At 65.2% G+C, this 13,211-nt stretch carries 15 protein-coding genes and 1 riboswitch; of the genes, 13 read left to right on the top strand and 2 right to left on the bottom strand.

Translation table 11 applies throughout. The features are described from left to right. On the bottom strand, positions 1-465 hold the full coding sequence (locus tag GTP55_RS02685; protein WP_161043450.1) for a (2Fe-2S)-binding protein: 465 nt from the start codon (positions 463-465) through the stop codon (positions 1-3). Positions 466-546: 81 nt separating this feature from the next. Between GTP55_RS02685 and GTP55_RS02690 the strand changes: the two genes are divergently transcribed. Beyond that, the gene (locus GTP55_RS02690; RefSeq protein WP_202423492.1) at positions 547-1,365 is read left to right on the top strand and encodes a crotonase/enoyl-CoA hydratase family protein; all 819 of its coding nucleotides are present in this window, start codon (positions 547-549) and stop codon (positions 1,363-1,365) included. A gap of 165 nt (positions 1,366-1,530) precedes the next feature. Beyond that, positions 1,531-1,884: a hypothetical protein gene (locus GTP55_RS02695; RefSeq protein WP_161043451.1), complete on the top strand. Its 354-nt coding sequence runs from the start codon at positions 1,531-1,533 to the stop codon at positions 1,882-1,884. Here the strand turns inward: GTP55_RS02695 and GTP55_RS02700 are convergent. Next, entirely contained in the window at positions 1,874-4,921 is a 3,048-nt protein-coding gene (locus tag GTP55_RS02700) for a diguanylate cyclase domain-containing protein (protein ID WP_161043452.1), read from the bottom strand. The two genes, GTP55_RS02695 and GTP55_RS02700, sit on opposite strands and share 11 nt — an antisense overlap. A gap of 93 nt (positions 4,922-5,014) precedes the next feature. Next, positions 5,015-5,128, top strand: a riboswitch (TPP riboswitch). A gap of 75 nt (positions 5,129-5,203) precedes the next feature. Here GTP55_RS02700 and thiC point away from each other — a divergent pair. The 11 genes from thiC (at position 5,204) to GTP55_RS02755 (ending at position 13,195) form a co-directional block, all read left to right on the top strand. Next, the gene (thiC, locus tag GTP55_RS02705) at positions 5,204-7,087 is read left to right on the top strand and encodes a phosphomethylpyrimidine synthase ThiC (RefSeq protein WP_161043453.1); all 1,884 of its coding nucleotides are present in this window, start codon (positions 5,204-5,206) and stop codon (positions 7,085-7,087) included. A gap of 3 nt (positions 7,088-7,090) precedes the next feature. After that, complete coding sequence (gene thiS, locus GTP55_RS02710; protein ID WP_161043454.1) at positions 7,091-7,294, top strand: sulfur carrier protein ThiS; 204 nt, start codon at positions 7,091-7,093, stop codon at positions 7,292-7,294. A gap of 12 nt (positions 7,295-7,306) precedes the next feature. Next, positions 7,307-8,086 carry a thiazole synthase gene (locus tag GTP55_RS02715; RefSeq protein ID WP_161043455.1) on the top strand — a complete coding sequence of 260 codons (780 nt, stop codon included), beginning with the start codon at positions 7,307-7,309 and terminating at the stop codon, positions 8,084-8,086. Beyond that, a complete protein-coding gene (gene thiD, locus GTP55_RS02720) occupies positions 8,083-9,006 on the top strand; it encodes a bifunctional hydroxymethylpyrimidine kinase/phosphomethylpyrimidine kinase (protein WP_161043456.1) in 924 nt (307 codons plus the stop codon). Before GTP55_RS02715 ends, thiD begins: the two co-directional genes overlap by 4 nt. 15 nt (positions 9,007-9,021) lie before the next feature. Beyond that, positions 9,022-9,639 (top strand): thiamine phosphate synthase, encoded by a 618-nt coding sequence (thiE, locus tag GTP55_RS02725; protein WP_161043457.1) that lies wholly within the window; start codon positions 9,022-9,024, stop codon positions 9,637-9,639. Positions 9,640-9,709: 70 nt separating this feature from the next. Further along, positions 9,710-10,342, top strand: a complete 633-nt coding sequence (locus GTP55_RS02730; RefSeq protein ID WP_110847373.1) for an ANTAR domain-containing response regulator — start codon at positions 9,710-9,712, stop codon at positions 10,340-10,342. 202 nt (positions 10,343-10,544) lie between these two features. After that, the gene (locus GTP55_RS02735) at positions 10,545-10,997 is read left to right on the top strand and encodes a response regulator (protein WP_161043458.1); all 453 of its coding nucleotides are present in this window, start codon (positions 10,545-10,547) and stop codon (positions 10,995-10,997) included. A gap of 99 nt (positions 10,998-11,096) precedes the next feature. Further along, positions 11,097-12,029 (top strand): Gfo/Idh/MocA family protein, encoded by a 933-nt coding sequence (locus GTP55_RS02740; RefSeq protein ID WP_161043459.1) that lies wholly within the window; start codon positions 11,097-11,099, stop codon positions 12,027-12,029. 235 nt (positions 12,030-12,264) lie between these two features. After that, positions 12,265-12,639 carry a hypothetical protein gene (locus tag GTP55_RS02745; RefSeq protein ID WP_161043460.1) on the top strand — a complete coding sequence of 125 codons (375 nt, stop codon included), beginning with the start codon at positions 12,265-12,267 and terminating at the stop codon, positions 12,637-12,639. A gap of 11 nt (positions 12,640-12,650) precedes the next feature. After that, positions 12,651-12,998, top strand: coding sequence for a hypothetical protein (locus GTP55_RS02750; RefSeq protein WP_161043461.1), 348 nt, complete (start codon positions 12,651-12,653; stop codon positions 12,996-12,998). Beyond that, positions 12,998-13,195, top strand: coding sequence for a hypothetical protein (locus GTP55_RS02755; RefSeq protein ID WP_161043462.1), 198 nt, complete (start codon positions 12,998-13,000; stop codon positions 13,193-13,195). Before GTP55_RS02750 ends, GTP55_RS02755 begins: the two co-directional genes overlap by 1 nt. Positions 13,196-13,211 lie beyond the last annotated feature (16 nt).

Below are 13,211 nucleotides of genomic sequence, written 5' to 3' on the forward strand. Positions count from 1 at the left end.
TTATGCCTTGCGCATTTCAGCGGCGGCGGTGTGGATGGCGGCGCGGATGCGGTTGTAGGTGCCACAGCGGCAGATATTGCCGCTCATGGCGTTGTCGATGTCGGTATCGCTGGGATGCTGGTTAGTGCTGAGCAGCGCGGCCGCGCTCATCAGTTGTCCCGACTGACAGTAGCCGCATTGCGGCACGTCGTGCGCGATCCAGGCTTTTTGCAACGGGTGGGAATTATCTTTGGACAGCGATTCGATGGTGGCGACTTTTTTGCCGGCGACTACCGAGACCGGCGTCTGGCAAGAGCGGATCGGTTGTCCGTCGAGGTGGACGGTGCAGGCGCCGCACAGCGCCAGGCCACATCCGAACTTGGTGCCGGTCAGGCCGATTTCGTCGCGGATCACCCACAGCAGTGGGGTATCCGGCTCGGCCTGCACACTGACTTCTTTGCCGTTAAGCTTGAACTGTGTTGCCATGTCTATCTCCTCGTTATCATTAGGAATATTCATGCCGCAAAGACCAATATAACGTATTTCAACGACAAAAAGGAGACTTGCATGATCCCATTATTGGAAGCCGTCAGCCTGACCGTGGACGGCGCCGTCGCCACCATCCGCCTCAACCGCCCGGACAAGCTGAATGCGATGAACCTTGCCATGTGGCATGACATCCGCACGGCCTTGCGCTACGTCGACGAGACGCCGGCGATCCGCGTCGCCATCCTGGAAGGCGAGGGCAAGGCCTTCACCGCCGGCATCGATCTGCAGATGATGATGGGCGTCGGCGCCCAGGTGCGCGACGACTGCGACGGCCGCACCCGCGAAAACCTGCGCCGCGTGATCCTCGATTTGCAGGACACGCTGACCAGCCTGGAGCGCTGCCGCAAGCCGGTGCTGGCGGCCGTGCACGGCGCCTGCGTCGGCGGCGGCATCGATCTGATCTGCTGCGCCGACATGCGCTACTGTGCGGCCGACGCCTGGTTCACCATCAAGGAAATCGACATCGGCATGGTGGCCGATGTGGGCACGCTGCAACGCCTGCCGCGTTTGATCGGCGACGGCATGGCGCGCGAACTGGCCTACACCGCGCGCAAGTTCGACGCCGCCGAGGCCAGGGAGATGCGGCTGGTCAACCGCGTGTTCGAATCGCCGGACGCGTTGCGGGCCGGCGTGCGCGCCATCGCCGACGTCATCGCCGCCAAGTCACCGCTGTCGGTGCGCGGCGTCAAGGAGATGATCAGCTACGCCCGCGACCACACCGTCGCCGACGGCCTCAACTACGTCGCCACCTGGAATGCCGCCATGCTGATGTCGTCCGATCTGCAGGCCGCCATGACGGCCGGCATGAGCAAATCCACGCCGACCTTTAGAGATTAAAGATGCAAGACGACAGCACCTACTTCGATACCCACTTCGACGCCGGCTTTGAAGCTGCCGGCATGGCCTGGCTGCCCTGGATCGGCAGCGGTTTTCGCGCCTCGGCAAGCCGCACGATTGTGCTGGGCGAGAGCATTTACGACTACAGCAACGGCGATGCCGCGCATGATGGCCAGCCTGCGCGAGCGGCCGGACGGCCAGGATTATCGGGATGGCTGGCAGATGTTGCTGACGATGGCCGGCCTGATCGGCGCGCGCCGCTGCATTGTTTATGGACTGGAGGGGGCGAAGATCGCGGCGCTGCGCGCTGTGCTGCCGCCTGGCGCGCTGCTGGCCGAGCAGCGCCTGCCGGCGGTGGGCAGGAATCGCCCGCTGCGGCTGACCGTCAACCTCGGTGAGCGGCCGCTGGACTTGCTCTTCATCCGCCATCCCAGCGCCTTCTTCCGCTGGGATGAATGGGGGGTGGTGCTGCGGCAGTTCCTGGCCGACACCTCCGCCGCGCCCGCCTTCACGGACTGAGGCGCCAGGTGTCGCGGCCGGCCGCCTTGGCCTGGTACAGGGCGAGGTCGGCGCGCTTGTAGAGTTGCTCGTGGCTTTCGCCGTCGCGGTAGATGGCGGCGCCGATGCTGGCGCTGATTTCGATGGTGGCCGCGCCATACGACAGCGGCAGGGCCAGGTTGGCGAGAATGCGCGCACACACCGGTTCCAGCGTGGCGCCGTCGCCGGTGTGGGCCAGCAGCACGGCGAATTCATCGCCGCCCAGGCGGAACGGCCGGTCGGCTTCGCGCACGGCGGCGCACAGGCGGTCGGCGGCGGCGGCCAGCAAGGCGTCGCCGGCGTCGTGGCCGTGGGTGTCGTTGACCGGCTTGAAGCGGTCGAGGTCGACCAGCAGCAGCGTGAAGGCGCCGCCGCCGCGTTCGGCCTGCGCCACCAGGTGCCGCAGTTCGTCGTTGAACAGGCGGCGGTTGGCCAGGCCGGTCAGCGGATCGCCGTAAGCCAGCGTTTCCAGCTGCGCCTGGGTGGCGCGCAGTTCGGCGGTGCGCGCCTCGACCATGGCTTCCAGCTCGCGCTGGCGGCGGCGCAGATAGGCGGTGCGCGTCTGCACCAGGCCGGCGCCCAGCAGCAGCGCCAGCGCCAGCATCGCCAGCCGCGCCTCCGGCCGCTGGTGCCAGGCCGGCAGCACCCGCACCGGCACTTCCAATGGCGCGGCCCAGTCGCCGTTGCGGTTGGAGCCGCGCAGCAGCAGCACATAGTCGCCCGGCGGCAGGTTGTTGTAGCTGGCGCGGCGCGAGGTGGCGTCGGTCTCGACCCAGTGCGGGTCGAAACCCTTCAGCTGGTAGGCGTAGCGGTTGCGTTCCGGCGCCGAGTAGTCCAGCGCGGCGAATTCGACCGAGAAGCCGCGTTCGCGCGCGGCGGTGGCGACGGTGATCGGCGCAGCCTTGCCGCCGAGACCGGCGTTGTACGGGCCGACCGGCATTTCCTTGTCGTTGAGCAGGATGCGGGTGACCACCATCGGCGGCGTGTAGTGCCAGCTGGCCAGCGCCTGCGGCCGCACCACGGTCAGGCCGGACAGGCCGCCGAACACCAGTTCGCCCTCGCGGGTGACGGCGCCGGAATTGGTCCAGTACATGCCGACCTGCACGCCTTCGCCGGGGCCGAGCGGCTGCACCGCCAGCGAGCGCGGATCGATGCGCGCCAGGCCGGCGTCGGTGCTGGCCCAGATCATGCCCTGGCGGTCTTGCAGCAGCTTATTGGCGCCGCTGTCGGGCAGGCCCTGCTGCATGCCGATCCGGCGGAAGCGGCGGCGGCCGTCGGCGTCGGTGCGTTCGAGGACGACCACGCCGGTGCCGAAATTGGACAGCCACAGCCGCCCCTGCGCATCCAGCAGCAGCGACGATACATAGCCGGGCGGCAGCCGGTCCGGCGTGCCGAGGTCGGCCGGCATGACTTCCACCACGTCCGGCCCCAGCCGCGCCAGGCCGGTGCGGGTGCCGACCCAGACGTCGTCGCCGGCCGGCAAAATGGCGGTGACGCGCGGATCGCCCAGGCTCTTGCTTTCGTGGCGCAGCAGGTGCGGCGTGCCGCCGCCTGGTGGCAGCGCGAGCGCCCACAGGCCGTCCAGGCCGCCCATCCACAAGGTGCGGCCGGCCACCGTCAGGTTCCAGACTTCTTCCTCGTCGCGCCGCTGCGGCAGCGTCACGCGCTGCACGCTGCGGCCGTCGGCGCTGGCGCGGAACAGGCCGTGCTGGGTGCCGATATAGGTCTCGCCGTCGGGACCGGCCGCGGTGGTCAGCACGCGCCCCGGCGGCAGGCCGTCGCTGCCGGCCAGCCGGCCGCTGTAGCCGCGATACGGATCGATCAGCTCGACCCCGCCGCTGATCAGGCTGAGCCACAGCTTGCCGTCCGGCGCGTTCATCACGCTCGGCACGCTGAGCACGCCGCTGCGGCCCGGCGCCAGGTGGCGGATGGTGGCCACCGCGCGCGGCTGCGGCGCATGCTGGCTGATGCCTGCCATATTGGCGGCGTAGATGATGCCGCTGCGTTCGCGGAACATGGTCAGCACATCATTGTCGGCCAGGCTGTCCGGGGTGTCGCTGCGGTGGCGGATGCGGCGCGTGGTGTGGTGCGGCACGTCGAGCACCACGATGCCGCCGTTGCCGCCATTGGTGCCGAACCAGATTTCATCCGGCGTGGCTTCGACGATGGCCGCCACCCGTTCATTTTGCAGCGTCGGCTGGGCGCCGCTTTCCAGCACCGGCGCGGCGTTGGGCGCGCCGGCCGCCAGCAGGTAGGCGCCGCTGGTGCGGCTGCCGATCCATAGCCGGCCGGTGCTGTCGCGCAGCAGGCTGTTGACCGGCAGGCCGGCCTGGCCGCCCAAGGTGATCTGCTGGACCGGCTGGCCCTGGCGCAGCAGGAACAGGCCGCGCCGGGTGCCGGCCCACAGCACGCCGTCGGCGTCGCGCAGCAGCGTGTCGATGCCGCTGTCGGGCAGCGTGGCGGCGCCAAAGCTGTCGCCCAGGCGGTCGAAGCGGCCGTCGGCGCCCAGGTGGTCGAGGCCGCTGCCGGTGGCGATCCACAGGCCGCCCTGGCCGTCGTCGGCCATGGCCGCCACGCGCGGATCGCGCAGGCCGCTGGGACTGGCGCGGTAACGGATGAACCGGTCGTGGTCGGGATCGTAGCGCACCAGGCCGCCGGAATTCATGCCGGCCCACAGCCGGCCCTGGGAGTCGACGTGCAGGCTCATGATGAAGCTGTCGGGCAGCGCGTCCTCGCGCGCGTCGGCCAGGTATTTGACGTGGCGGTTGCCGTCCCAGCGCGTCAGGCCGGCCTGGGTGCCGATCCACAGAAAGCCCTGGCGGTCCTGGGCGAAGCACAGCCCGCTGCTGAGATCGGCGTGCACGGTGTGCTTGAAGGCGGTGTGGCTGAGGCCGGTCCAGCGTTCGTCCTGGCTGGCGTGCGCCGGCGACAGCAGGCCGAGCACCAGGCACAGCGCGGCGGTGACGCGCGTCAGGCGCGCTACAGGGGCGGAGGACTGGTGAGCGTTGCTGTATGGCATGAGGACACTATACCTGAGCACCAGCGCCACGCCTGTCGGATTTTTGCCACTTTCTGCCGCAGATGGTTATAATCGGTGCGCCACCGCATTGGTGGCAAACGCTAGGGGTCCTGCGTCGCGCGAATTGAAGGTGCGCGTCGCGGGTGAGAAATACCCTCCGAACCTGATCTGGATAATGCCAGCGAAGGGAAGCTTAGGATGCCGTGCCGCCACCATTCCTTGTGTGGAAGGGCCGTCGTCCAACCTCCTTTGCTGGCTCCTGTAGCCCAACAAAGGAGCCAAATGAACGCCAACCTGAAATTCGTATCCGCCACCGCCACGGTGGACGAGGCAGCGATACAGCCACTTCCCCATTCCCGCAAAATCTATGTGCAAGGCAGCCGCGCCGATCTGCGCGTGCCGATGCGCGAGATCACGCAGGCCGACACGCCGGCCTCGTTCGGCTTCGAGGCCAATCCGCCGGTGACCGTCTACGATACCTCCGGCCCATACACCGATCCGGCCGCGCAGATCGACATCCGCTCCGGCCTGGCCGAAACGCCGCGCCTGCCGTGGATCCTGGAGCGCGACGATACCGAGGCGCTGGATGGCCCGACCTCCGTCTACGGCAAGGCGCGCCTGGCCGATCCGGCGCTGGAAGAACTGCGCTTCAACCTGCACCGCCAGCCGCGCCGCGCGCGTGAAGGCAAGAACGTCACGCAGATGCACTACGCGCGCCAGGGCATCATCACGCCGGAGATGGAGTTTGTCGCCATCCGCGAGAACCTGCGCCGCAAGGAGTACATCGCGAGCCTGAAAACCTCCGGCCCGATGGGCCAGCGGCTGGCGGAGCTGATGGGCCGCCAGCATCCGGGCCAGAACTACGGCGCCAGTATTCCGGACGAGATCACGGCGGAATTCGTGCGCGCGGAAATTGCCCGTGGCCGCGCCATCATCCCGGCCAACATCAACCACCCGGAAGTGGAGCCGATGATCATCGGCCGCAACTTCCTGGTCAAGATCAACGCCAACATCGGCAACTCGGCGGTGACCTCGTCGATCGGCGAGGAAGTCGAGAAGATGACCTGGTCGATCCGCTGGGGCGGCGACACGGTGATGGACCTGTCGACCGGCAGGCATATCCACGAAACGCGCGAATGGATCATCCGCAATTCGCCGGTACCGATCGGCACGGTGCCGATTTACCAGGCGCTGGAAAAGGTCAACGGCAAGGCCGAGGACCTGACCTGGGAGATTTTCCGCGACACGCTGATCGAGCAGGCGGAGCAGGGCGTCGACTACTTCACCATCCACGCCGGCGTGCTGCTGCGCTATGTGCCGCTGACGGCCAAGCGCATGACAGGCATCGTCTCGCGCGGCGGTTCGATCATGGCCAAGTGGTGCCTGGCGCATCACCAGGAATCGTTCCTGTACACGCACTTTGAAGACATCTGCGAAATCATGAAGGCGTATGACGTGTCGTTCTCGCTGGGCGACGGCCTGCGTCCCGGCTCGATCTACGACGCCAACGACGAGGCGCAGCTGGGCGAATTGAAGACGCTGGGCGAGCTGACCCAGATCGCCTGGAAGCACGACGTGCAGGTGATGATCGAAGGTCCGGGCCACGTGCCGATGCAGCTGATCAAAGAGAATATGGACCTGCAGCTGGAGCAGTGCCACGAGGCGCCGTTCTATACCCTGGGGCCGCTGACCACCGATATCGCGCCGGGCTATGACCACATCACCTCCGGCATCGGCGCCGCGCAAATCGGCTGGTACGGCACGGCCATGCTGTGCTACGTGACGCCGAAAGAGCATCTGGGCCTGCCGGACAAGAACGACGTCAAGGACGGCATCATCACATACAAGATCGCGGCGCATGCGGCGGATCTGGCCAAGGGCCATCCGGGCGCGCAGATCCGCGACAACGCGCTGTCCAAGGCGCGCTTTGAGTTCCGCTGGGAAGACCAGTTCAATCTGGGGCTGGACCCGGACAAGGCGCGCGAATTCCACGACGAGACCTTGCCCAAGGATTCCGCCAAGGTGGCGCATTTCTGCTCGATGTGCGGACCGCATTTCTGCTCGATGAAGATCACGCAGGAGGTGCGCGCGTATGCGGAGAACGGCATGCAGGTCAAGGCGGTGGAGTTCATCAAGAACGGCGCCGAGCTGTACACCAAGGCCTGAATCATGATCGAGATTGAATTGAACGGCGCGCCGCACCGCGTGCCGGCGCAGCAGACGCTGGATCAGTTGATCGATGCGCTGGCCTTGAGCGGCCAGGCGCTGGCGCTGGCAGTCAACCGCAACGTGGTGCCGCGCCAGCAGTGGGCGGACCGGGTGCTGCAAGCGCAGGACAAAGTGGATATCGTGCGCGCCATCGGTGGCGGCTAAATGGAGATTGAGATGAATGATGTGTTGACGATTGCCGGCAAGGCATATAAATCGCGGCTGCTGGTGGGCAGCGGCAAGTACAAGGATTTGCAGCAGACCCGCGAGGCGACCGACGCCGCCGAGGCGGAAATTATTACGGTGGCGATCCGCCGCGTGAACATCGGCCAGGACCCGAAGGCGCCGTCGTTGCTGGATGTGCTGCCGCCGTCGCAGTACACCATCCTGCCGAATACGGCCGGCTGCTACAACGCCAAGGACGCGATCTACACGCTGCAAATGGCGCGCGAGCTGCTGAACGGGCATAAGCTGGTGAAGCTGGAGGTGCTGGGCGACGAGAAGACCTTGTTCCCCAATATGCCGGAGACGCTGGTGGCCGCCCAACTGCTGGTCAAGGACGGCTTCGATGTGATGGTGTATTGCAGCGACGATCCGATCCAGGCGCGCATGCTGGAGGATATCGGCTGCGTGGCGGTGATGCCGCTGGCGTCGCTGATCGGCTCCGGCATGGGCATTCTGAATCCGTGGAACCTGTCGCTGATTATCGAGCAGGCCAAGGTGCCGGTGCTGGTGGATGCCGGCGTCGGCACGGCGTCGGATGCGGCGATTGCGATGGAACTGGGCTGCGATGGGGTGCTGATGAACACCGCCATCGCCGGCGCGCAGGACCCGGTGCGCATGGCGCGCGCGATGAAGCTGGGCGTGCAGGCGGGCCGTGAGGCTTATCTGGCGGGCCGCATTGCGCGCAAGTTTGCGGCGTCGCCGTCGTCGCCAATGGCGGGCCGCCTGGCATGAATGGCGTGGGGGGAGTCGATGCGCGTCCCTGTGTGCTGGTGTTCGCCGGACTCGATCCGTCCGGCGGCGCCGGGCTGACGGCGGACGCGCAGGCGATTTCAGCGCAGGGCGCGCACGCGCTCACTGTCTGCACGGCGCTCACGGTGCAGGACAACGACCGTGTGTATGGCGTGCAGCCGGTGGAAGCGGAGCTGGTACTGCGACAGGCGCAGGCCCTGGCCGGCAAGATGGCGATCAGCGCGATCAAGATCGGCATCACCGGCAGCGCCGCCAACGCGCAGGCGATTGCGGAGTTCATCGTGTGGCTGCGTGCGCGCGGCGATGCGATGCCGCGTCCGGAACTGCCGGTGGTTCTGGACCCGGTGCTGGCCAGCGGCCATGGCGACCTGCTGTCGCGCGACGATGCGGTGCAGGCGCTGGCGCCGCTGCTGCCGCTGACCACCGTGCTGACACCCAACGGCCCGGAAGCGCAAGCCCTCAGCGACGCCACCCAGCCCGACGCGCAAGCGCAAGCCCTGCGCGCGCGCGGCTGTCGCCACGTGCTGATCACCGGTGGTCATGGCGACGGCGACGACATCATCAACCGCTGGTACGGCCCCGGCGCGGCCGATGCGTCCAGCCGTCTGGCTAGCGTCTCCGCCGGCGCGGTCCGCTTCCCCGACAGCGGGGCCGGCGGCGCCACCGGCGGGCCGACGGTGCTGGCGCCCGGCCACGTCGCCACGCAGCATCGCACGTGGCGCTGGCCCCGCCTTGACGGCGCCTTTCACGGCAGCGGCTGCACCTTGGCATCCGCCATCGCCGGGCAGCTGGCGCTGGGTCTGCCCACCGCCGTAGCGCTGGAACACGCCCAGCATTACGTCTACCACGCGCTGCGCGAGGCCTACGCCATCGCCCCCGGCCAGCGCATTCCGTTACGCTAATCAGGAAATCACACCATGCAAGGACTCTATCTCGTCACCCCCAACTGGGACGCCACCGACCGCCTGCTGCAACTGACCGAACAGGCGCTGCAGGCCGCCCCCATCGCGCTGCTGCAATACCGCCACAAGGAAGCCGGCCCGGCCCAGCGCGCCGAACAGGCCGCCGCGCTGCTGGCGCTGTGCCGCCGCCACAACGTGCCCTTCATCGTCAACGACTTCGTTGACCTGTGCGAACAGCTGGATGCCGACGGCGTCCACCTCGGCGGCACCGACGCCGAAGTCGCCGCCATCCGCACCCGTCTGGGCCAGCAAAAAATCATCGGCGCTTCCTGCTATGGCGACCTGCCGCGCGCGCTGCACGCGCAGGATGCCGGCGCCAGCTACGTCGCCTTCGGCGGCTTTTATCCGTCGCGCGTGAAGCAATACGCCGTCACCACGCAGCCGGCCATCCTCGATCAGGCACGCGAACTGATCCGCGTACCGACCGTGGTCATCGGCGGCATGACGCCGCACAACGCTGCGCCGCTGGTGGCCCGGGGCGCCAATATGGTGGCCGCCATCAGCAGCGTCTATCAAGCTGAAAGTGTGGCGCAGGCCGTTGGCCAGTTTCATACGCTTTTCGCCCAGCAATAAAACGCTTGGAGTGCAGACGGTTTTCCGCTTTATAATGGAATCGTCACAATTGCCTGAGGTAGCCGCCCCTATGCCTTTAACTTCCGCCAATCCTAAGCGTCTGATCCTCATTGTCGACGACGATCCTCTGCTGCTCGACTTCCTTGGCGAAGTCCTGGGCCATGCCGGTTACGACGTCGCCAAGGCCTCATCCGCAGAACAAGCCCTGCAAGCCATCGCCCAGCGCGAGCCCGACCTGGCCCTGCTGGACATCCACATGCCCGGTATGAATGGCCTGGAACTGGCCAAGCAGCTGCACGCCACCAGTTCGGTGCCGTTCATGTTCCTGTCCGGACGCGGCGACGCTGACGCCGGCAAGCAGGCCGCCTCGTATGGCGCGGTCGGTTTCCTGGTCAAGCCGGTCGACGAAAAGCAGCTGATGCCGGCGTTTGCCGCCGGTCTGGCGCGCGCCGACGAGATCCGTCAGCTGCGCCGCACCGAGCTCAACCTGAATGCCGCGCTGGCCGCCGGCCGCGAAACCAGCCTGGCCGTGGGCCTGCTGATGTGCAAATTCCAGACCGACCGCAACACCGCCTTCGAGGTGCTGCGCGACCATGCCCGCTCCAACCGGCGCAAGGTCAACGAGGTGGCGGATCAGTTGCTGGCGGCCGAAGAGACCCTCAACAGCTTGCATGCTGCATTCAACAGCCGTCTCAAAAAATAGACGCCCAGGGTAATTTTTCTTGCCCTGAGGTACTTTTGTTATACACTATGGTCTGAGCAGCGGATGAGCCATCCGCCTGCCTCAGCCGCGCCGGGCCCAATGCCGCCTGTCGCCTCACTGGCCGCCTGTTCCCCGCGCCACCCCAGATTCTTTCGGCCCAACTCCGCCGAGCTTGCACTGAGCTTATCAAGCGGAGACAGCCATGACCAACGATCACCCTACCAGTACCTATCGTCCGTTCACCGAAGAGACGGGCGGCGCCATCGGTTTTTCCATCTTTGCCGCCGCACCCCGCGTGCTGCATGTCGACAGCGACCACGACGCCGCGCTGGTGCTGACCGCGCTGCTGGTGCCGGAAACCCAGGTCACCCACGTGCCGACGCTGGCTGCTGCCGTGTCGCTGCTGCACAGCGAGAAATTCGCGCTGGTGGTGCTGGACCCGGACCTGCCGGACGGCGACGGCGTCGACCTGCTGGCCGAGGTCCGCATCCACCAGCCCGACACCCGCGTGCTGATGTATTCGGCGCGCCATCCGGAGCACCACAACGCCGGCAGCGCCTTCCTGCCCAAGCCATGGACCTCGCCGCGCCAGTTGTGGCGCACCGTGTCGGACCTACTGGGCATCGGCCCTGCGATGCCGGTTGAACCCCAATAATCGCGTTATTGATAATAATTACAGGATGACGTCGTCCTGACCTTGTTGCGTGACTGGCGGAGATGATAGTCTGCCGGTTCACTCAATCAGGATACCCAGATGACGTCACCTATCAAACTCGCCATCGTCGGCGTCGGCAAGATCGTTTACGACCAGCACTTGCCAGCCATCACCGGACAAGCTGCCGACTACGCGCTGGTCGCGACGGCCAGCCGCAACAACACCATCGACAACGTGCCGAGCTTCCCGACCATCGAAGCCATGCTGGCGGCCGATCCATCGATCGAAGCCGTGTCGCTGTGCATGCCGCCGCAATACCGCTATGCCGCCGCGCGCAAGGCGCTGGCCGCCGGCAAGCACGTGTTCCTGGAGAAACCGCCGGGCGCCACGCTGTCGGAAGTAGCAGACCTGGAAGCCTTCGCCGCCGCGCAGGGCGTCAGCCTGTTCGCCAGCTGGCACTCGCGCTATGCGCCGGGCGTGCAGCCGGCCAAGGCCTATCTGGCCGAACAAAAGCCCACCGCCATGCACGTGATCTGGAAAGAGGACGTGCGCCAGTGGCACCCGAACCAGGACTGGATCTGGCAGGCGGGCGGCCTGGGCGTGTTCGATCCGGGAATCAACGCGCTGTCGATCGTCACCGAAATCCTGCCGTCCGCCGTGTTCCTGACCAAGGCCGCGCTGGAATTCCCGGAAAACCGCGACGCGCCGATCGGCGCCGACCTGCACTTCCAGGACGCCGACGGCGTCAAGGTGCACGCCGAGTTCGACTGGCGCCAGACCGGCAAGCAAAGCTGGGACATCATCGTCACCACGGCGAAAGGCGAAGTACGCCTGGCCGACGGCGGTTCACGCCTGTGGATCAACGGCGACGAGCAGACGCTGCCCAAGGAAGCCGAATACCCGTCGCTGTACCAGCGCTTCGCTGAAATCATCCGCGCCGGCAAATCCGACGTGGACGTGGCGCCGCTGCGTCACGTGGCCGACGCGTTCATGCTGGGCCAACGCAAAGTGGTGGACGCTTTCCACGACTGATTTATATCGGCAGCCGCACCCATGAGCCAAGGGCTTACAGAAATGTGAGCCCTTGTGATTTTGTAGGATGCTAATCGCTCCGACAGACGGTCCTGAATTAAGATGAGCGTGAGCATATACACCGGGCGTTGACATTGCTTGCGGTCGATTCATACTGAGCATAGGCACGGTTTAAGCTGTATGGTACTTTGTAACTCATAATTTCCTGAATTTCTATCTATAGTATGGTGGTGCCATGGAAACGCCTAAAGCACTTGAATTCAGCATAGATATCTTCAAGCCGGACACTATTCCGATGTCACGGCTCGCCCAATACATGAGCGAGTTGGCTGCACTGTATGGTAGCGAGCCGTTGGTACACTTCAAAGAGCTTCGCTCAGGAAGTGCGATCTTAAAAGCTGTTGTGGATGCGTCCGCTACAGAGACGGTTGAGTCACGTTTGCGTCTGGTGCACGACCAAGCCGCACCTGATGATCTAAAAAGAGCCTATCAAAGCCTTAACGGCATGCTGAAATCCGATAGGGCGGTGGGCGAAATCAAACAGGCGCAGGGTGCCGTGATTCTGGCATTCCCAGGTAGGAATACACCGGTTCAAAAAACTATCGAGTGAAAGAGGTAGGTGTGCTTGATGGCGTGCTTATCCGTATTGGCGGCAAGGACAACACTGTGCCGGTATGGCTCAAGGATATGGATGGCACCATCCATAAATGCGAGGCAAACAGTGAAATGGCTCGTGAGCTTATCAAAGAGTATCTTTCGAGCCCACTTCGTGTCACAGGGCAGGGGGATTGGCTGCGTGGTGAGGATGGCGCTTGGACGTTAGAGAGGTTCAAAATCACTGCGTGGGAATCTTTGGACGAGAAGCCGATAGCTGACATAGTCAATGCTGCACGTAATACGAAGGGCAACGGATGGAACGAACTGGATGATCCGATCAAAGAACACCATCACATGCGAGGATCTGATTGATGGTGCTCTTCGATGCGGGGATACTCATCAAGTTTGATCATCAGATCGTGGCAATTGCAAAGTGCAACAGGGTGACCACCATTTACTCTGAAGATGCAGGGCTGAGACGATTTGCTGAGCGCCTTGGGATGAAGGCGTTATCAATCGAAGACTTGCCGGAGAATCCGGCGTCGGCACAACAAAAGCTCGATCTTTAGCGCACCGCATTGTCAA

Source organism: Duganella margarita (assembly GCF_009857535.1).
GTDB classification, from domain to species: domain Bacteria; phylum Pseudomonadota; class Gammaproteobacteria; order Burkholderiales; family Burkholderiaceae_D; genus Rugamonas; species Rugamonas margarita.

What these genes read in the sequence shown, in the direction of transcription:
- GTP55_RS02685 (WP_161043450.1), bottom strand. Translation starts at nt 465, where the DNA reads ATGGCAACACAGTTCAAGCTTAACGGCAAAGAAGTCAGTGTGCAGGCC.
- GTP55_RS02690 (WP_202423492.1), top strand. Translation starts at nt 547, where the DNA reads ATGATCCCATTATTGGAAGCCGTCAGCCTGACCGTGGACGGCGCCGTC.
- GTP55_RS02695 (WP_161043451.1), top strand. Translation starts at nt 1,531, where the DNA reads ATGATGGCCAGCCTGCGCGAGCGGCCGGACGGCCAGGATTATCGGGAT.
- GTP55_RS02700 (WP_161043452.1), bottom strand. Translation starts at nt 4,921, where the DNA reads ATGCCATACAGCAACGCTCACCAGTCCTCCGCCCCTGTAGCGCGCCTG.
- thiC (WP_161043453.1), top strand. Translation starts at nt 5,204, where the DNA reads ATGAACGCCAACCTGAAATTCGTATCCGCCACCGCCACGGTGGACGAG.
- thiS (WP_161043454.1), top strand. Translation starts at nt 7,091, where the DNA reads ATGATCGAGATTGAATTGAACGGCGCGCCGCACCGCGTGCCGGCGCAG.
- GTP55_RS02715 (WP_161043455.1), top strand. Translation starts at nt 7,307, where the DNA reads ATGAATGATGTGTTGACGATTGCCGGCAAGGCATATAAATCGCGGCTG.
- thiD (WP_161043456.1), top strand. Translation starts at nt 8,083, where the DNA reads ATGAATGGCGTGGGGGGAGTCGATGCGCGTCCCTGTGTGCTGGTGTTC.
- thiE (WP_161043457.1), top strand. Translation starts at nt 9,022, where the DNA reads ATGCAAGGACTCTATCTCGTCACCCCCAACTGGGACGCCACCGACCGC.
- GTP55_RS02730 (WP_110847373.1), top strand. Translation starts at nt 9,710, where the DNA reads ATGCCTTTAACTTCCGCCAATCCTAAGCGTCTGATCCTCATTGTCGAC.
- GTP55_RS02735 (WP_161043458.1), top strand. Translation starts at nt 10,545, where the DNA reads ATGACCAACGATCACCCTACCAGTACCTATCGTCCGTTCACCGAAGAG.
- GTP55_RS02740 (WP_161043459.1), top strand. Translation starts at nt 11,097, where the DNA reads ATGACGTCACCTATCAAACTCGCCATCGTCGGCGTCGGCAAGATCGTT.
- GTP55_RS02745 (WP_161043460.1), top strand. Translation starts at nt 12,265, where the DNA reads ATGGAAACGCCTAAAGCACTTGAATTCAGCATAGATATCTTCAAGCCG.
- GTP55_RS02755 (WP_161043462.1), top strand. Translation starts at nt 12,998, where the DNA reads ATGGTGCTCTTCGATGCGGGGATACTCATCAAGTTTGATCATCAGATC.